This window comes from Streptomyces thermovulgaris (assembly GCF_002155915.1).
GTDB lineage: Bacteria > Actinomycetota > Actinomycetes > Streptomycetales > Streptomycetaceae > Streptomyces > Streptomyces thermovulgaris.
This window is the reverse complement of record NZ_MUME01000487.1, coordinates 1-3,570: the sequence shown is the minus strand read 5'-3', so window position 1 is coordinate 3,570 and position 3,570 is coordinate 1. Positions and strand designations below refer to the sequence as shown.

The following is a 3,570-nucleotide window of genomic DNA, read 5'->3' as shown; positions in this document are numbered from 1 at the left end:
GCGAAGGACCGTCCGCCGGCCGAAGCGGAACCCGGCCGTCACGGCCCGGTCACGGGCCCGGCAGGGCTTTGCCCGGCTCAGGTCAGCGGCGTCAGGAAGCGCCGCAGCGCCTCCTCGTACCCTTGCGGGTCGGCGTTCCACATCGCGCTGTGCGCGGCGTCCTGCACCGTGTGCAGGGCCACCAGGTGGGGGTGGCGTTCGGCGAGGCGGCGGGAGAGCTGCCAGGGGGCCACCGGGTCGCCGGGGCCGTGGAGGATCAGCGCCGGCACCGAGAGGCTCTCGGGGGCGGTCGCCTCGGCGAGCCGGTCGCCGTAGAGTCCGGCGCGCCCCTGCGCGGCGCGCACCGCGAGCGGCAGCAGCGGCCCCGGGACGTGCCGGGCCCGGGCCAGGGCCCGCATCGTGACCTCCCAGTCGAGCACCGGGGAGTCCAGCACCAGCCCGGAGACGCGCTCGCGCAGCCTCGAGCGGCGGGCGGCCCGCAGGGCCATCGTGGCGCCGGTGGACCAGCCGTAGAGGATCACCCGCTCGGCCCCGGACTCCACCGCGTGGCGGATCGCCGCCTCCAGATCGCGCCACTCGGTCTCGCCCAGATGGCTCAGGCCGTCCGGGGAGCGGGGCGCACCGGCGTCGCCGCGGTAGGCGAGGGCCAGCACCGGGAAGTGCCGGTGGTGCAGGAACTCCATGACGTTCATGACCAGTTCGCGGGTGGTGCCCAGCCCGTGCACCGCGATCACCCAGGTTCTGCGCGCCCCGGGCACGAACCAGGCGGGCAGGGTGCCCAGCTCGCCCGGGATCCTGACGTCCTCGTGGTCCAGGCCGAGCGCGGAGCGGGGGTCGCCCACGTACAGGTTGGGGGTGAGCCACACCTTGTCGCGGGGCTTCAGGGTGCCGTGGGTGACGCGTTCCAGGCGGCGCACGACGGTGTCGGGCCGGTGCGGGGCGCCGGGCAGGACGGGGCCGACCACCGCGTGGGAGCCGTTGCCGGCCAGGCCGTAGGTGCCGGGGCGCAGGGAGGCCAGATCCCGGGTGAGGGTGATCTGGCCCGCGGCCGTGCCGTGGACGGTCAGCCGCGGTTCGGTGGGCAGGGGACGGCCCGGGACCACCTTGAGCGCGGCGTCACTGGCCAGCCGGCCCGCGACGACGCTTGCCGCGCTGCCGGTCAGAACCGCGGTGACGGCCGCAGCCGTCGCTGTGACTGTGCGCACGGGACCAGTGTCGTGGCGCATCCGGCCCCGGGCCAGCGGAGGGGGACGGTCGGGGTGACACGGCCCCGCGCGCTCCCCCGGAAGGACTCCACCGGAAAGAGGCGTGCCCCGCCCGTCTCCCCGCGCCTCCCGCGCCCCGCACCGGCCGCTACCGCCCCGGCTGCCCGTACGTCCGCAGCCGCTCCTCCGCCTGTGCCAGTTGCTCCGGTGTCAGCAGCGCGGGGGTCAGGCCGGGCACGGACGACGCCGTCAGCCACAGGCGGCACATCCACTCCAGCTGGGCGGTGCGGTCGTACGCCTGGTCGAGGGTGGCGCCGCAGGTGACCGTGCCGTGGTTCTGCAGCAGGCAGCCGGTGCGGCCCTCGAGGGCGCGCAGCATGTTCCGGGCCAGCTCCTCGGTGCCGTACGTCGCGTACGGGGCGACCCGGACGGGCCCGCCGAGCGCACCGGCCATGTAGTGGACCGGCGGCAGCTCGGCGACGAGCGTGGAGACGGCCGTGGCGTGCACGGCGTGGGTGTGGACGACGGCGCGGGCGTCGGTGGTGCGGTGCACGGCGAGATGCATGGGCAGCTCGCTGGTCGGCACCAGTGTGCCGAGCACCTGCCGTCCCTCCAGGTCGACGCCGGTCACGTCGTCGGGGGTGAGCCGGTCGTAGGGGACGCCGGAGGGGGTGACCAGGACGACGTCGCCCACGCGTACGGAGACATTGCCGGAGGTGCCGACGACCAGCCCGTCGGACACCATGCGGCGGGCCGTCGCGACGAGCGCCTCCCAGGCGCCGGCCACCTCTTCCTCGCCTGGCACGCCCGCCACGTCCTTCTCGTCCCCCGGTGCGTCCGGTACGTTCTGCACGTCCTGCACGTCCTGCGCGCCCTGTGCGTTCTGCGTGTTCCGTGCGCCCTGTGCTCCTTGCCGCTCTTGTTCCCGCCCCTGTTGCCGTGCGCGCTCCCTCTCCCGCCGCCGCTGCTTCATGCGCCGCCCCTTCCGCGCCGTACCGCCCTGAGCCGCTCCGTCATGTGTTGCCCGCCCTGCCCCGACCCCGTCGGGACGACCCCGGAAGCGACCGGTTTTTCCCGGCGGGCCGCCGGAACGGACACCGTGAGGACCGCCTCAGTTCATCTTCTGTTCACCCTCGTTACCTACGTTCAACCCGCCCATGACGCTCGAACGATTGCCAGGTAAATGGAAAGCTTCTCGCTGATCCTCGCGATTGTGGTGATCACCGCACTCGTGTTCGATTTCACGAACGGTTTCCACGACACCGCCAACGCGATGGCCACCACCATCTCTACCGGCGCACTCAAGCCCAAGGTCGCGGTGGCGATGTCCGCCGTGCTCAACCTGGTGGGCGCTTTCCTCTCCGTGGAGGTCGCCAACACGATCTCCAAAGGTCTCGTCGACGAAAGCGGCATTCGTCCCGAGGTCATCTTCGCCGCCCTGGTGGGCGCGATCCTCTGGAATCTGCTGACCTGGCTGGTCGGACTTCCCTCCAGCTCCTCGCACGCCCTCATGGGCGGCCTGATCGGCGCCACCGTCGCCTCGGCGGGCATCGGCGCGGTGCACGGCGGTGTCCTGATCACCAAGGTGCTCCTCCCGGCAATCGCCGCCCCGCTCGTCGCGGGCATCTCCGCCCTGGTCGCGACCCGGCTGACGTACCGCCTCGGCAGGAACGCGGACGGCAGGGCGGCCGAGAAGGGCCACCGCGCCGGCCAGATCGCCTCCGCGGGCCTGGTCTCGCTGGCCCACGGCACCAACGACGCGCAGAAGACGATGGGCATCATCACCCTCGCCCTGGTCACCGGCGGCGCCCTCGCCCCCGGTTCCAACCCTCCCCTCTGGGTCATCGCCTCCGCGGGCATCGCCATCGCGCTCGGCACCTACGTCGGCGGCTGGCGCATCATCCGCACCATGGGCAAGGGTCTGACCGACCTCCAGCCGCAGCAGGGCTTCGCCGCCCAGACCAGCGCGGCCACCGCCATCCTGGCCTCCTCCCACCTCGGTTTCTCCCTCTCCACCACGCATGTGGTCTCCGGCTCGGTGATGGGCGCCGGCCTGGGCCGCAAGGGCGGCGTCGTCCGCTGGTCCACCGCGACCCGCATGTTCGTCGCCTGGGCCCTGACCCTGCCGGCCGCGGCCCTGGTCGGCGCCGGCGCGGAGGCCATGACCCGCCTCGGCGACTGGGGCACCGGGTTCGTCGCCGCCTTCCTGGTGGTCTCGAGCGCCGCGATCTGGAAGATCTCCCGCCGCCAGGTCGTCGACCACACCAACGTCAACGACACCGGCGAGACCCCTGCGGTCGCCGGCAGCGGGAAGCCGTCCGACGCCGTCGCCCCGGCCGCCCTGGCCTCCCAGGCGGCCGGGGCG

General features: G+C 73.6%; 3 protein-coding genes. 1 reads left to right on the top strand and 2 read right to left on the bottom strand.

Annotated elements, in window-relative coordinates:
* Window positions 1-77 precede the first annotated feature (77 nt).
* Window positions 78-1,205, bottom strand: coding sequence for an alpha/beta hydrolase (locus CCN35_RS26670; RefSeq protein ID WP_067390638.1), 1,128 nt, complete (start codon window positions 1,203-1,205; stop codon window positions 78-80).
* Window positions 1,206-1,353: 148 nt separating this feature from the next.
* Window positions 1,354-1,950, bottom strand: a complete 597-nt coding sequence (locus CCN35_RS26665; RefSeq protein ID WP_236560561.1) for a class II aldolase/adducin family protein — start codon at window positions 1,948-1,950, stop codon at window positions 1,354-1,356.
* Window positions 1,951-2,388: 438 nt separating this feature from the next.
* Here CCN35_RS26665 and CCN35_RS26660 point away from each other — a divergent pair.
* The coding region (locus tag CCN35_RS26660; protein ID WP_107501106.1) for an inorganic phosphate transporter at window positions 2,389-3,570 on the top strand (1,182 nt) is incomplete at its 3' end.